We start from the raw sequence: 12,936 nt of genomic DNA, 5'->3' as shown, positions 1-12,936 counted from the left end.
TCCGCTGTCCGGTCCGCGGGACGGGGGTTCGAGGGTGTGAGGGGGACCGATACGGTGGGAACACCATGAGCGCATCTCAGTTCCCTCAGTCCTCCCCGTCTCCCGAGCCCTCTGAGGCCCCTGAGTCCCGTCAGGGCACCGACACCCCCACCCTTCTCGTGAAGATCTTCGGGAAGGACCGTCCGGGAATCACCGCCGGGCTCTTCGACACGCTCGCCGCCTATGCGGTCGATGTCGTCGACATCGAGCAGGTCGTCACCCGTGGCCGCATCGTTCTGTGCGCACTGGTCACCTCCCCCACCGCGGGCGGTACCACCGAGGGCGACCTGCGGGCGACCGTGCACAGCTGGGCCGAATCACTGAAGCTGCAGGCCGAGATCATCTCCGGTACCGGTGACAACCGGCCGCGTGGATCCGGGCGCTCCCATGTGACGGTGCTCGGACACCCGCTGACTGCCGAGTCGACCGCCGCCATAGCGGCCACGATCACGTCGACCGGTGGCAACATCGACCGGATCTTCCGGCTGGCGAAGTACCCGGTCACGGCCGTCGAGTTCGCCGTGTCCGGCACCGGAACCGCGGAGCTGCGGACCGCGCTGGCGACCGAGGCCGCCGGCATCGGCGTCGATGTGGCGGTCGTGTCCGCCGGGCTGAGCCGCCGGGCGCAGCGACTGGTCGTCATGGATGTCGACTCGACGCTGATCCAGGACGAGGTCATCGAGCTGTTCGCGGCGCACGCAGGCTGTGAGGACAAGGTCGCCGAGGTGACCGAGCAGGCGATGCGTGGCGAGCTCGACTTCGAGCAGTCGCTGCACGCGCGGGTGGCACTGCTGGCGGGGCTCGATGTATCGGTGGTGGAGAAGGTGCGCGCCGAGGTGCGACTGACCCCCGGTGCGCGCACGCTGATCCGCACGCTGAAGCGGCTCGGCTATCAAGTGGGCGTCGTCTCCGGCGGGTTCACCCAGGTCACGGACGACCTGAAGGAACGGCTCGGGCTCGACTTCGCCTCTGCCAACACTCTGGAAGTGGTCGACGGCAAGCTCACCGGACGGGTCGTCGGCGACGTCGTGGACCGGGCGGGCAAGGCCCGGCTGCTGCGCAGTTTCGCCGAGCAGGCCGGGGTGCCGCTGGCGCAGACCGTCGCGATCGGTGACGGAGCGAATGACCTGGACATGCTGAACACTGCCGGTCTCGGGGTCGCCTTCAACGCCAAGCCGGTCGTCCGCGAGGCCGCGCACACCGCGGTGAACGTGCCGTTCCTGGACACCGTGTTGTACCTGCTCGGGATCACCCGTGAAGAGGTCGAGGCGGCCGACGGTCTCATCTGACCGATCCACCGCTCCGTGTACGCGGATGGGCCCGGCACCTCACCCGTGCCGGGCCCATCCGCGTACGACGTCGCGATCAGTCGTTCGGCGTCCAGTACTCGATCAGCTTGCCCACGCCGTGCTCCACGCCCTTCCATGAACCGGAGAACTCGACGACGGCGAACGCGGCGGTCGGGAATCCGCCGCGGGCCATCCGGGCCAGGGTGTCGCCCTCCGCCGATGAGGACAGGGCGTCGGCGAGAGCGTGCATCCCGGGGTTGTGGCCGATGAGGAGCAAGTTCCGGACCTCGTCGGGGGTCTCGTTGAGCAGGGCGATCAGCTCGCCGAGCGAGGCCTCGTAGAGCCGCTCCTCGTACACGGTCCTGGGACGCTGTGGCATCTCGTGCACCGCCAGCTTCCAAGTCTCGCGCGTCCTGGCGGCGGTCGAGCAGAGGGCCAGATCGACGACGATGCCGGAATCGACGAGTTTGCGGCCTGCCACCGGCGCATCCTTGCGGCCGCGCTCCGCGAGCGGCCGCTCATGGTCGGAGTCCTGCGACCATTCCGCCTTTGCGTGTCTGAGAAGGACGATCCTGCGAGGTGTATCGACGCTCATACACCTCAGCTTCGCATGAATTGTTCCGCCCGTCGCAGGGAGTTGAGGGGCTCCCCCGCCGCGGGTGAACGCCCTCAGCGGGCCAGCAGGTCCACGATTCGCTGAACCAACTGACCGATCGCCGGGTCGCCCGTCGCCGCGTGCGCCTGGCCTGATCCCACCATCATCAGCAGGAGGACGGCGAACGCCACCGAGGGGAGCGCGATGGCCCACCACGGCAGCCGGACCTCGACGCCGGCCGACGCGGGGCGGGGGGATCGGTTGTACGTAGGGGCCGACATGTCCGCCTCCGTGGGTCATCGGTTCTGATACCTGAAACCTACGGATCCGGCGGCGCCCGTCCCATCCGGTGATCCACCCACTTCACCCTGCCCCTGCCCCCCTAGGGGATGGTGGTGCTAGCCCCACCGTCCCCGGCGAGGGCGTCGGGGCGTGGCCCTCGGGCAGGTGTCAGGGAGAGGCGATCGAAGCGATCACTCCGATGATCACCGTGATCAGGAGCATGACTCCGAGCACGAGGAGAAGCTTCTTCTGACCGTTCTGAGGATTCGGATCGAGCACTGGCATGGAACCAGTCTCGCATCTCAGCATTCGTCCTCGATCGTCCGGTCCCGCCCGGCCAGAATTCCCGCCGCCATCTGCGGCACCATGAGGCCCGCCATCAGCGCGATCGGCAGCCCCCACCCGCCGCTGTGCTGGTAGAGCACGCCGACCAGCAGCGGGCCGGGGATCGAGATCAGATAGCCGGTGGACTGGGCGAACGCCGACAGCCGGACCACTCCGGCGCCGCTCCGGGACCGCATGCCGATCATGGTGAGGGCGAGCGGGAAGGCACAGTTGGCTATGCCGAGCAGGAGCGCCCAGGCCCAGGCGCCGCCCGCCGGTGCGAGATAGAGACCGGTGTAGCCGATGAGGCCGCAGGTGCCGAGCACGACGACGATCGGGCCCTGGTTCCGCATCCGGGCGGCAGCCCGCGGGATGACGAAGGCGAGCGGCACACCCATGGCCATGGTCACGGCGAGCAGCACCCCCGCCGTGCCGGCGGAGACCCCTGCGTCGCGGAAGATCTGCGGCATCCAGCCCATGGTGATGTACGCGGCCGTGGCCTGGAGGCCGAAGAAGCAGGCGAGGGCCCAGGCGGTGCGGGAGCGGGTGATCCGCAGCGCAGGGGCGTCCTGGTGCTGCTGGACGGATGGCTGTCCCCGGGTGCCTTGCCGGTCCCGTACCAGCGGGATCCAGGGCAGGATCGCCGCCGCTCCGAGCACGGCCCAGATCCCCAGACCGGCCTTCCAACTACCGCCGAGCGCATCGGTCATGGGCACGGTGACGGCCGCGGCGAGTGAGGTGCCGAGGGCCAGCGCCATGGAGTAGAGCCCGGTCATGGAGCCGACCCGGTCCGGGAACCAGCGCTTGACGATCACGGGCATCAGGACATTGCTGACGGCGATGCCCATGAGCGCGAGGGCGCTGGCGGCGAGGAAACCGGCCGTGGAACCGACGAGGGGCCGGATCAGCAGTCCGGCCGTGATGGCGGCCATGCCGGCGCAGACGACCGCGCCGGGGCCGAAGCGGCGGGCGAGGCGCGGCGCCATGATGCCGAAGGCGGCGAAGCAGAGCGGCGGTACGGAGGTGAGGACACCGGCGACGCTGCCGCTCATGTGCAGCCCGTCCCGTACTTCTTCGAGGAGGGCGCCGAGGCTGGTGATGGCGGGGCGGAGATTGAGCGCGGTGAGGACGAGACCGACGGCGACCAGGCGGAGGAGCCAGGGGGCGGGACCTGTGGCGGCCGGCGGAGCCGGAGCGTCCAGGGGGCTGTTCATCGCGGTGGTGTGCCTGTTCAGGGTCAGGGGCTGGCGCTGGGTCTCGTCGTCGGGCATGGGGCCCATCATAGAATCATGGGATGATTGATTGTCCAATCGTCTGAGAAACTTCGGGAACCTTCGGGAAACCCGCAGACCCGAGAATCCGCAGACCCAAGGAACCGAGCAAGGAGCATCATGGCGCTGACGTCTCCGCGACGTTCGGCACTCGCCGACCAGGTGATTGCCCAGCTGAGGAATCAGATCACCTCGGGCGAGTGGCCCGTCGGTTCGCGGATTCCGACCGAACCCGAGCTGGTCGAGCAGCTGGGGGTGGCCCGCAACACCGTCCGCGAGGCGGTGCGCGCGCTCGCGCACAACGGGCTGCTGGACATCCGTCAGGGGTCAGGCACCTATGTCGTCGCCACCAGCGAACTGGCCGGGGTGATGCACCGCCGTTTCGCCTCCGCCGACCCGCGCCATGTCGCCGAACTGCGCTCGACACTGGAGTCGTCCGCGGCCCGGCTGGCGGCCGTCCGGCGCACCGAGCGGGATCTGAAGCAGCTGGACGCACTCATGGCGCGCCGCGAGGAGACCTGGGCCGCGGGGGACGCGGAGGCGTTCGTGGCAGCGGATGCCACGTTGCATCTGGCCGTGGTCGCCGCCTCGCACAATGACGTACTGACGGGTCTCTATGCCGATCTGGGGGATCTGCTGCGCGACTATCTGCGGGTCGATGTCGGGCACGAACTGCGGCCGGAGAACCATATGGACCATGGGCGACTGGTCGAGGCGATCCGGACAGGCGACGCGGAGACCGCGGCCGCCGAGGCGGCGAGCCACGCACTGAGCTGTCCGGGGGAACGGGGATGACCCGGAGGGGTAAATCTATATCCGGCGGTGGGTGACCCAGGCGGAGGCGACTTCCTTCCAGCAGCGGTCGTCGAGCCGCACCGTCCGTCCGGGAGCGACGTCGACGGGTATGCCGTCCGCGTCGATGTCCCACCAGCGGCCGCATTCGGTGTGCAGCTGCACCCGGTCGATGGAGGGGTACGGGTTGTGGCAGTAGGCGACCACCTGGGAGCCCTGGACCGTCGTACGGCATTCGGCACCGGAGGGGTCCGGGGCGGGGCCGGCGGGTGCGGACGCTCCGGCGCCCATCCGCCCCACGACGGGTATGCCTATGGTGGCGGCAACTGCGACGGCGACGGCCGAGGCCGCCAGCAGGGCCCAGGTTCGGCGACGCGTGGGGCGCACAGCGATCACCTCCGCAGCCTGACCAAAAGTCCGGTTCCACCACATTCTGCGGTGGAACGACCGTCTTTTCGACTTGAGCGCGGGGAAACCGGGCGCAGACGTACGCCGGCCGCGCACCACCCGCTCGGAGGTGGTACGCGGCCGGTTCGTGCCAGGTCGTACGAGGTCAGGCACCCATCATGTGCACGCCACCGTCGACGTGGATGATCTCGCCCGTGGTCTTCGGGAAGAAGTCCGAGAGCAGAGCGACGACGCCGCGGCCGGCCGGCTCCGGGTCGGCCATGTTCCAGGACAGCGGGGAGCGGGTGTTCCACACGTCCGCGAGCTCCGAGAAGCCCGGGATGGACTTGGCGGCCATCGAGCCGATCGGTCCGGCGGAGATCAGGTTGCAGCGGATGTCGTCCTTGCCCAGGTCGCGGGCGAGGTAGCGGGAGGTGGCCTCCAGCGCGGCCTTGGCCGGGCCCATCCAGTCGTACTGCGGCCAGGCGAACTGTGCGTCGAAGGTGAGGCCGACGATCGAGCCGCCCTCGCTCATCAGCGGCTTGCAGGCCATGGCGAGCGACTTCAGCGAAAACGCCGAGACGTGCATCGCGGTGGCGACGGACTCGAACGGGGTGTTCAGGAAGTTGCCGCCGAGCGCGTCCTGCGGCGCGAAGCCGATGGAGTGGACGACGCCGTCCAGCGAACCGAGCTCCTCACGGACCAGGCCTTCGAGCCGGTCCAGGTGCTCGGTGTTGGTCACGTCCAGCTCGATGACCTTGGCGGGCTTGGGCAGCTTCTTGGCGATGCGCTCCGTCAGCGTGGGCCGGGGGAAGGCCGTCAGGATGACTTCGGCACCCTGCTCCTGGGCCACCTTGGCGGTGTGGAAAGCGATGGACGACTCCATCAGCACACCGGTGATGAGGATGCGCTTGCCGTCGAGAATTCCGATCATGGTGGTCAGTGACCCATGCCCAATCCGCCGTCAACGGGGATGACGGCTCCAGTGATGTACGACGCGTCGTCGGAGGCGAGGAAGCGCACCGCGGCGGCGATCTCCTCGGGCTGCGCGTAACGGGCCAGCGGCACCTGGGCGACGATGCCCTTGCGCTGCTCCTCGGTGAGCGCCTGGGTCATGTCGGTGTCGACAAAACCGGGCGCGACGACGTTGAAAGTGATGTTCCGCGAGCCGAGCTCACGCGCCAGCGACCGGGCGAAGCCGACCAGGCCGGCCTTGGACGCGGCGTAGTTGGCCTGCCCCGCCGATCCGAGAAGGCCGACGACGGAGGAGATGAGGACGACACGGCCCTTCTTGGCGCGCAGCATGCCGCGGTTGGCACGCTTGACGACCCGGAAGGTGCCGGTGAGGTTGGTGTCGAGTACGGACGTGAAGTCCTCCTCGGACATCCGCATCAGCAACTGGTCCTTGGTGATACCGGCGTTGGCAACGAGCACCTCGACCGGACCGTGCTTCTCCTCGATCTCCTTGTATGCCTGCTCCACCTGCTCGGCGTCGGTGATGTCGCACCGGACGGCCAGGACCCCCGCTTCGGTGAGGACCTGGGGCGGCTCGCCCGAGCGGTACGTGATCGCGACCTTGTCGCCGTTGTCGGCGAAAGCGCGGGCGATGGCGAGGCCGATGCCCCGGTTTCCTCCGGTGACGAGAACCGAGCGGCTCAACGGATCACCCTTTCGATAGCGGTCTGGTACCTAGAAAACCTATCGCCACCATGCGCTTTCCAGGGACTCGGCCCCTGACAGTGGCTTCCACGAGGCACTGTGGGGTTCCTACAGTTACCAGCGGCCCGGCCTCGATCCACCGTTCCGGGCGCATGCACGGACAGGCCCTCTTCCCTCGCCGTTTCCAGCATTCGCTTGCCGTACGTGATGAGGGAATCAAGGCCTCCTCCGATGACGAGCGCACTCGCGACGTGAATGGCATCGAGGGATCTCGGGCCCCGGAGACCCTGGTGGCCAGGTCCCGGACCTCTTCGGTCAGCAGGATCTCGGTGACCATCGCGTTCAGATCCGACAGCGCGTCGGGGAATGGTCCGGCCTTGTCCAGCTGCCGGACGGTCTCGACGATGCCGATGGTGCTGGTAGCCACCACTTACTGCCACCCCGGCCATCGGCAACGATCAGCCTGCTGCCGTGCGGCATGCCCAGGACCCGCAAACCAGTAGCCGACCGATGACGGTCCGCTCCATGATTCACTGCGAGCACTGTCAAAAGGAGGGGAGCCCTTCGTGGCCCACGAGGTAGATCAGTCGTTTCTCGCCCTGCCGCTACGGGCCCTCGCCGACGCGGCGCTCGCCCGGGCCCGCGCACTGGGCGCCACGCATGCGGACTTCCGCTTCGAGCGGGTGCGCAGCGCCTCCTGGCGGCTGCGGGACGCCCGGCCCTCGGGGAGCTCGGACACCACCGACCTCGGGTACGCGGTGCGGGTGGTGCACGGCGGGGCGTGGGGGTTCGCGTCCGGGGTGGATCTGACCATGGACGCCGCGGCGAAGGTGGCGTCCCAGGCGGTCGCCATGGCGAAGCTCTCGGCAAAGGTGATCGCGGCGGCGGGCTCGGACGAGCGCGTGGAGCTGGCGGACGAGCCGGTACACGGTGAGCGGACCTGGGTGTCGGCGTACGAGATCGACCCGTTCTCCGTACCGGACGAGGAGAAAGCGGGGCTGCTTGCCGAGTGGAGCAGCCGGCTCCTGGGCGCCGAGGGCGTCGCGCATGTGGACGCCTCACTGATGACCGTCCATGAGAACAAGTTCTACGCGGACACGGCGGGTACCGTCACCACCCAACAGCGGATCCGGCTGCACCCGGAGTTCACCGCGGTCGCCGTGGACGGCACCACCGGTGAGTTCGACTCGATGCGGACGATCGCCCCGCCGGTGGGCCGCGGCTGGGAGTACCTCACCGGGACCGGCTGGGACTGGGACGCCGAGCTGGAGCGGATCCCCGGGCTGCTGGCCGAGAAGATGCGGGCGCCGAGCGTCGAGGCGGGCGCGTACGACCTGGTCGTCGACCCGTCCAATCTCTGGCTGACCATCCATGAGTCGATCGGCCACGCCACCGAGCTGGACCGGGCACTGGGGTACGAGGCGGCGTACGCCGGAACCTCGTTCGCCACCTTCGACCAGCTGGGGAAGCTGGCGTACGGCTCGCCCGTGATGAATGTGACGGGCGACCGCACCGCCGAGCACGGGCTCGCGACCATCGGGTACGACGACGAGGGTGTCGAGGCGCAGTCCTGGGACCTGATCAAGGACGGGACGCTGGTCGGGTACCAGCTGGACCGGCGGATCGCGAAGCTGACGGGTCTGGGCCGTTCCAACGGCTGCGCTTACGCGGACTCGCCGGGCCATGTCCCCGTGCAACGGATGGCCAACGTGTCGCTGCAACCGGATCCGGGCGGGCTGTCCACGGAGGATCTGATCGGCGGGGTGGAGCGCGGGATCTATGTGGTCGGCGACCGGTCCTGGTCGATCGACATGCAGCGCTACAACTTCCAGTTCACCGGACAGCGGTTCTTCCGCATCGAGAACGGCAAGCTGGCCGGACAGCTGCGCGACGTCGCCTACCAGGCGACGACGACGGACTTCTGGGGCTCGATGGAGAAGGTCGGCGGCCCGCAGACGTACGTCCTGGGCGGCGCCTTCAACTGCGGCAAGGCCCAGCCGGGCCAGGTCGCGGCCGTCTCGCACGGCTGCCCCTCCGCCCTCTTCCGAGGCGTGAACATCCTCAATACGACGCAGGAGGCGGGCCGATGAGCCGCATCAGCAAGCCGTACGAGATCGTCGAGCGCGCGCTCGAACTGTCCACCGCCGACGGCTGTGTCGTCATCGCCGACGAGGAGTCCTCCGCCAATCTGCGCTGGGCGGGCAACGCGCTCACCACGAACGGGGTGACCCGGGGACGCACCCTGACCGTCATCGCGACCGTCGACGGTGCCGAGGGGACCGCGTCCGGAGTCGTGTCGCGGTCCGCCGTCACCGCCGAGGACCTGGAGCCGCTGGTCCGGGCCGCCGAGGCCGCCGCGCGTGGCGCAGGTCCGGCCGAGGACGCGCAGCCGCTGATCACCGGTGTGCCGTCATCGCCCGATTTCACGGACCCGCCGGCCGAGACGGGTTCCGACGTGTTCGCGGAATTCGCGCCGTCGCTCGGCGACGCCTTCGCCCGCGCCCGGGCCGGCGGCCGTGAGCTGTACGGCTTCGCGCACCACCAGCTGACCTCGACGTATCTGGGCACGTCGACGGGGCTTCGGCTGCGCCACGACCAGCCGAACGGCACGCTGGAGCTGAACGCCAAGTCGCCCGACCGGTCGCGTTCCGCGTGGGCGGGCCGTGCCACCAGGGACTTCAAGGATGTCGACCCGGCCGAGCTGGACGCGGAGCTGGCGCAGCGGCTCGGCTGGGCGGAGCGCCGTATCGAGCTGCCCGCCGGCCGGTACGAGACGCTGCTGCCGCCGACCGCCGTGGCTGATCTGCTGATCTATCAGCTGTGGTCGTCGACGGCCCGGGACGCCGCCGAGGGCCGGACGGTCTTCTCGAAGCCGGGTGGCGGCACCCGGCTCGGCGAGAAGCTGTCCGAGCTGCCGCTCACGCTGCGCAGCGACCCGAACGCGCGGGGGCTCGAGTCGGCGCCGTTCGTGATCGCCCATGCGTCGGGCGACGGGGCTTCGGTCTTCGACAACGGTCTGCCGCTGTCGAAGACCGACTGGATCCGCGACGGCCGGCTGGACCGTCTGACCACCACCCGGCACACGGCGGGGCTGACCGGGCTGCCGGTCGCCCCCGCGATCGACAACCTGGTGCTCGACGGCGGCGGTGAGCGGTCGCTCGACGAGATGGTCGCGGCGACGACCGGCCGCGGGCTGCTGCTGACCTGCATGTGGTACATCAGGGAGGTCGATCCGGCGACACTCCTGCTGACCGGGCTGACCCGCGACGGGGTGTATCTCGTCGAGGGCGGCGAGGTCGTCGGCGAGGTGAACAACTTCCGGTTCAACGAGTCGCCGGTGGATCTGCTGTCGCGGGCCACGGAAGCGGGCCGTACCGAGAAGACGCTGCCGCGCGAGTGGGGCGACTGGTTCACCCGGGCCGCCATGCCCGCGCTGCGGATCCCGGACTTCAACATGAGCTCGGTGAGCCTGGGCGTGTGACCCGCCTAGACTGACTGTTGCCTTTCGATACACGTAGCTGAGGAGACACGGAACCGTGACGGACATCGTCGACGAGCTGAAGTGGCGTGGGCTGTTCGCCCAGTCCACTGATGAGGACGCACTGCGCAAGGCTCTCGCGGACGGTCCCGTCACGTTCTATTGCGGCTACGACCCCACCGCGGCGAGTCTGCACGTCGGTCATCTGGTGCAGGTGCTCACCATGCGCCGGCTCCAGCAGGCCGGGCTGCGGCCGCTCGCCCTGGTGGGCGGGGCCACCGGTCAGATCGGTGACCCGAGGCCGACGGCGGAGCGCACGCTGAACGACCCGGAGACGGTCGCGAACTGGGTGACGCGGCTGCGGTCCCAGATCGAGCCGTTCCTGTCCTTCGAGGGCGAGAACGCGGCGGTCATGGTCAACAACCTGGACTGGACCGCGGGCATGTCGGCGATCGAGTTCCTCCGGGACATCGGCAAGCACTTCCGCGTCAACAAGATGCTGACCAAGGACTCCATCGCCCGGCGGCTGGAGTCCGACGAGGGCATCAGCTACACCGAGTTCAGCTACCAGCTGCTCCAGAGCATGGACTACCTGGAGCTGTACCGGCGCTACGGCTGCACCCTCCAGCAGGGCGGCAGCGACCAGTGGGGCAACCTCACTGCGGGCCTCGACCTGATCCACCGCCTGGAGCCGGGCGCCGAGGTGCACGCGCTGGCGACCCCGCTGATGACGAAGGCGGACGGGACCAAGTTCGGCAAGTCCGAGAGCGGGGCCATCTGGCTCGACCCGGCGATGACGACACCGTACGCGTTCTACCAGTTCTGGCTGAACGTGGACGACCGGGACATTTCCCGGTACATGCGCATCCTCAGCTTCCAGAGCCCCGCGGAGCTGGCGGAGCTGGAGAAGGTCACCGAGGAGCGCCCGCAGGCCCGGACGGCGCAGCGCGCGCTGGCCGAGGAGCTGACGACGCTGGTGCACGGCGCCGACCAGTGCGCTGCGGTCATCGCGGCATCGAAGGCGCTCTTCGGCCAGGGTGAGCTCGGCGAGCTGGACGAGGCGACGCTGAGCGCCGCACTGTCCGAGGTGCCGCACGCGCAGGTCACCGAGCTCGGCCCGCTGGTGGACCTCCTGGTGGAGGTCGGCCTGGCGCCGAGCAAGTCGGGCGCCCGCCGCACGGTGAAGGAGGGCGGTGCGTACGTGAACAACGTCAAGGTCACCGACGGCGAGAGCGCACCGGCGCGCGAGGAGCTGCTGCACGGGCGCTGGCTGGTGCTGCGCCGAGGAAAGAAGAACCTCGCGGCCATCGAGGTCATCGCCGGCTGACCGGAAACGGACGCGCACTGCGGCCGGGCACGCGAGCTGCGTGCCCGGCCGCACTGTGCTGTACGCGTGCCGGGTCAGGCCTTCTGTCTGCTGCGGCGCATCGACGTCCAGAGCATGTCGCCGACACCGACGACGACCACGGCGCCGATCAGCTGCAGCAGGTGGCGCGTCCAGTCGATGCCCTTGGTCTCATTGACGCCGATCCAGGTGGCGACGGTATTGCCGAGGACGCTGCCGATGATGCCGAAAATGGTCGTCAGCCAGAGTGGGATGTTCTGCTTGCCGGGCAGGATCGCCTTGGCGATCAGACCGAGGACCAAACCCACGATGATTGCCCACAACCAGCCCATGTCGCCTCCTCATGCGGCGCGGTGTCGCACATGTGCGCCCAGTTTCGGCCCCTCGGCGGTGCTCCGCATCTCGGACAGGTCCGTCCGCGCCACGTGGGTGCGGTTGTGCGTGAATACGGCGTGCCCCGGTCTCGAACCCGTCGGAGGCCGGGCGTACCGTGGGAGCGGCTCGCGGAGAGCCCGGGGAAGGGTGGTGGAACGTGATGTGGAAGCAGAGCGGGGCGGAGGTCTTCCGGATCACGGGAGCGCGGCAGAGCCTCGCGGACGATGTGCGTGGCAGGCAGCGCCGCTACGTGATCTCGATGTCCGTACGGACGGTCTCGGTGATCCTGGCCGCAGTGCTGTGGAACATCGAGCGACCTGTGGCCATCGTGGCGCTCGTCCTGGGTGCCCTGCTTCCGTACGTCGCCGTCGTCATCGCCAACGCGGGCCGGGAAACGCCCCCTTCGCTGCCTTCGACCTTCGTATCGCCGCCCGCGCGGCCGATGCTCGATGCCGCCCCGGTGGCCGGTCCCGCAAAATCCGGACCGGCGGCCGACCGGGCCCGCGGTGGGACGGAACCGCCTGAGCACAGTTGAGCGCACAGCTCACCTGTGGTCTCAAGAAAAGCTCAGACCAATCATGCAGTTCAGGTGCACCGCACCCCGGTCCGCGTGACATACTTCCTACGCGCTCCGCATCCCCCGTCGGAGCGACAGACCGACGCCGGGCAGCTCCCCCCGTGGCTGCTCGGCGTCGTTTTTTCTCCGGCTCTCGCAGGGCCCTAGGGTTGAGTCCGTGAACTCCCCCGAACATGCCGCCGAGAGCGCCGCCACCGCACCGATCTGTTCCGCCAAGGGCTGCCGTACGACCGCCGTATGGGTGCTGGCCTGGAACAATCCGAAGCTGCACACTCCGGAGCGCCGTAAGACCTGGCTGGCCTGCGAAGACCACCGGGAACATCTCTCCTCGTTCCTGGGGGTACGAGGTTTCCTGAAGGATGTCGTGACGCTGGCGGAGTGGGAGTCCTCGACCGAGGGCCGCTGAGGGCCGTTCGCCGCTGTGGCGGGCTAGCCCCATCCTCCGCACATGACCGGTTCGGATGAACTGACGATGCGACCGGTACCTCTGTGGGGTGCCGGTCGTTGAGTGGGACATGCCGAT

At 69.0% G+C, this 12,936-nt stretch carries 15 protein-coding genes; 7 read left to right on the top strand and 8 right to left on the bottom strand.

The features are described from left to right. The first annotated feature begins 65 nt into the window (after positions 1-65). Positions 66-1,328, top strand: coding sequence for a phosphoserine phosphatase SerB (gene serB / locus ACIBB8_RS32800; protein WP_398958364.1), 1,263 nt, complete (start codon positions 66-68; stop codon positions 1,326-1,328). Positions 1,329-1,404: 76 nt separating this feature from the next. Here the strand turns inward: serB and ACIBB8_RS32795 are convergent, their stop codons facing one another. The 4 genes from ACIBB8_RS32795 to ACIBB8_RS32780 form a co-directional block, all read right to left on the bottom strand. Further along, the gene (locus tag ACIBB8_RS32795; RefSeq protein ID WP_366694034.1) at positions 1,405-1,923 is read right to left on the bottom strand and encodes a histidine phosphatase family protein; all 519 of its coding nucleotides are present in this window, start codon (positions 1,921-1,923) and stop codon (positions 1,405-1,407) included. Positions 1,924-1,997: 74 nt separating this feature from the next. Next, entirely contained in the window at positions 1,998-2,204 is a 207-nt protein-coding gene (locus ACIBB8_RS32790; RefSeq protein WP_398958362.1) for a hypothetical protein, read from the bottom strand. A gap of 169 nt (positions 2,205-2,373) precedes the next feature. Further along, positions 2,374-2,490 (bottom strand): SGM_5486 family transporter-associated protein, encoded by a 117-nt coding sequence (locus ACIBB8_RS32785; protein ID WP_266987204.1) that lies wholly within the window; start codon positions 2,488-2,490, stop codon positions 2,374-2,376. Positions 2,491-2,507: 17 nt separating this feature from the next. Next, the gene (locus tag ACIBB8_RS32780) at positions 2,508-3,800 is read right to left on the bottom strand and encodes a CynX/NimT family MFS transporter (protein ID WP_398958360.1); all 1,293 of its coding nucleotides are present in this window, start codon (positions 3,798-3,800) and stop codon (positions 2,508-2,510) included. 120 nt (positions 3,801-3,920) lie between these two features. Here ACIBB8_RS32780 and ACIBB8_RS32775 point away from each other — a divergent pair, with 120 nt between their 5' ends. After that, positions 3,921-4,595 (top strand): FadR/GntR family transcriptional regulator, encoded by a 675-nt coding sequence (locus ACIBB8_RS32775; RefSeq protein WP_398958359.1) that lies wholly within the window; start codon positions 3,921-3,923, stop codon positions 4,593-4,595. Positions 4,596-4,610: 15 nt separating this feature from the next. Here ACIBB8_RS32775 and ACIBB8_RS32770 read toward each other — a convergent pair whose 3' ends face one another. From ACIBB8_RS32770 to fabG, 3 genes are all read right to left on the bottom strand, one after another. Further along, positions 4,611-4,979 carry a hypothetical protein gene (locus tag ACIBB8_RS32770; protein ID WP_398958357.1) on the bottom strand — a complete coding sequence of 123 codons (369 nt, stop codon included), beginning with the start codon at positions 4,977-4,979 and terminating at the stop codon, positions 4,611-4,613. Between the two features lie 166 nt (positions 4,980-5,145). After that, on the bottom strand, positions 5,146-5,913 hold the full coding sequence (gene fabI, locus ACIBB8_RS32765) for an enoyl-ACP reductase FabI (protein ID WP_267005884.1): 768 nt from the start codon (positions 5,911-5,913) through the stop codon (positions 5,146-5,148). A 5-nt stretch (positions 5,914-5,918) separates the two neighbouring features. Then, on the bottom strand, positions 5,919-6,638 hold the full coding sequence (gene fabG / locus ACIBB8_RS32760; protein ID WP_037691571.1) for a 3-oxoacyl-[acyl-carrier-protein] reductase: 720 nt from the start codon (positions 6,636-6,638) through the stop codon (positions 5,919-5,921). Between the two features lie 566 nt (positions 6,639-7,204). Here fabG and ACIBB8_RS32755 point away from each other — a divergent pair. Genes ACIBB8_RS32755 through tyrS form a run of 3 tightly spaced genes read left to right on the top strand, consistent with a single transcriptional unit; the run spans position 7,205 to position 11,443 of the window. Continuing rightward, positions 7,205-8,728, top strand: a complete 1,524-nt coding sequence (locus ACIBB8_RS32755) for a TldD/PmbA family protein (RefSeq protein ID WP_398958354.1) — start codon at positions 7,205-7,207, stop codon at positions 8,726-8,728. Next, entirely contained in the window at positions 8,725-10,119 is a 1,395-nt protein-coding gene (locus ACIBB8_RS32750) for a metallopeptidase TldD-related protein (protein WP_398958352.1), read from the top strand. Before ACIBB8_RS32755 ends, ACIBB8_RS32750 begins: the two co-directional genes overlap by 4 nt. A gap of 55 nt (positions 10,120-10,174) precedes the next feature. Beyond that, a complete protein-coding gene (gene tyrS, locus ACIBB8_RS32745; RefSeq protein WP_398958350.1) occupies positions 10,175-11,443 on the top strand; it encodes a tyrosine--tRNA ligase in 1,269 nt (422 codons plus the stop codon). Between the two features lie 74 nt (positions 11,444-11,517). Here the strand turns inward: tyrS and ACIBB8_RS32740 are convergent, their stop codons facing one another. After that, entirely contained in the window at positions 11,518-11,793 is a 276-nt protein-coding gene (locus ACIBB8_RS32740) for a GlsB/YeaQ/YmgE family stress response membrane protein (protein WP_398958348.1), read from the bottom strand. 203 nt (positions 11,794-11,996) lie between these two features. On the opposite strand from ACIBB8_RS32740, the gene ACIBB8_RS32735 reads away from it, so the two are divergent. Continuing rightward, positions 11,997-12,371, top strand: coding sequence for a DUF3099 domain-containing protein (locus ACIBB8_RS32735; protein ID WP_398958404.1), 375 nt, complete (start codon positions 11,997-11,999; stop codon positions 12,369-12,371). Positions 12,372-12,570: 199 nt separating this feature from the next. Beyond that, positions 12,571-12,819, top strand: coding sequence for a hypothetical protein (locus tag ACIBB8_RS32730; protein ID WP_398958346.1), 249 nt, complete (start codon positions 12,571-12,573; stop codon positions 12,817-12,819). The last annotated feature ends 117 nt before the right edge of the window (positions 12,820-12,936 follow it).

Origin of the sequence: Streptomyces sp. NPDC051286 (assembly GCF_044455345.1) — a bacterium.
Classification (GTDB): Bacteria; Actinomycetota; Actinomycetes; order Streptomycetales; family Streptomycetaceae; genus Streptomyces.
This window is presented reverse-complemented; position numbering and strand designations above follow the sequence as displayed.

Excerpts from the sequence above, each read along its gene's own strand:
- serB (WP_398958364.1), top strand. The coding sequence starts at position 66 with ATGAGCGCATCTCAGTTCCCTCAGTCCTCCCCGTCTCCCGAGCCCTCT.
- ACIBB8_RS32795 (WP_366694034.1), bottom strand. The coding sequence starts at position 1,923 with ATGAGCGTCGATACACCTCGCAGGATCGTCCTTCTCAGACACGCAAAG.
- ACIBB8_RS32790 (WP_398958362.1), bottom strand. The coding sequence starts at position 2,204 with ATGTCGGCCCCTACGTACAACCGATCCCCCCGCCCCGCGTCGGCCGGC.
- ACIBB8_RS32785 (WP_266987204.1), bottom strand. The coding sequence starts at position 2,490 with ATGCCAGTGCTCGATCCGAATCCTCAGAACGGTCAGAAGAAGCTTCTC.
- ACIBB8_RS32780 (WP_398958360.1), bottom strand. The coding sequence starts at position 3,800 with ATGCCCGACGACGAGACCCAGCGCCAGCCCCTGACCCTGAACAGGCAC.
- ACIBB8_RS32775 (WP_398958359.1), top strand. The coding sequence starts at position 3,921 with ATGGCGCTGACGTCTCCGCGACGTTCGGCACTCGCCGACCAGGTGATT.
- fabI (WP_267005884.1), bottom strand. The coding sequence starts at position 5,913 with ATGATCGGAATTCTCGACGGCAAGCGCATCCTCATCACCGGTGTGCTG.
- ACIBB8_RS32750 (WP_398958352.1), top strand. The coding sequence starts at position 8,725 with ATGAGCCGCATCAGCAAGCCGTACGAGATCGTCGAGCGCGCGCTCGAA.
- ACIBB8_RS32740 (WP_398958348.1), bottom strand. The coding sequence starts at position 11,793 with ATGGGCTGGTTGTGGGCAATCATCGTGGGTTTGGTCCTCGGTCTGATC.
- ACIBB8_RS32735 (WP_398958404.1), top strand. The coding sequence starts at position 11,997 with ATGTGGAAGCAGAGCGGGGCGGAGGTCTTCCGGATCACGGGAGCGCGG.